At 53.7% G+C, this 205-nt stretch carries 2 tRNA genes; both read left to right on the top strand.

What is annotated here, in order from left to right:
* Nucleotides 1-23: 23 nt before the first annotated feature.
* A tRNA-Leu gene (locus L2D08_RS23925) sits at nucleotides 24-112 on the top strand.
* Nucleotides 113-129: 17 nt separating this feature from the next.
* Nucleotides 130-203, top strand: a tRNA-Arg gene (locus L2D08_RS23920).
* Nucleotides 204-205 lie beyond the last annotated feature (2 nt).

The following is a 205-nucleotide window of genomic DNA, read 5'->3' as shown; positions in this document are numbered from 1 at the left end:
ATTATCAAGCTTATTATACCCTTGCCGGGGTGGCGGAACTGGCAGACGCACAGGACTTAAAATCCTGCGGTAGGTGACTACCGTACCGGTTCGATTCCGGTCCTCGGCACCACTTTACAACGAAATCGTGCGCCCGTAGCTCAATTGGATAGAGTACTTGACTACGAATCAAGCGGTTAGAGGTTCGAGTCCTCTCGGGCGCGCC

The organism is Domibacillus sp. PGB-M46 (assembly GCF_022668875.1).
Taxonomy (GTDB): domain Bacteria; phylum Bacillota; class Bacilli; order Bacillales; family Domibacillaceae; genus Domibacillus.
Note: the sequence above shows the minus strand (reverse complement) of the source record. Positions and strands in the feature narration are given on the sequence as shown.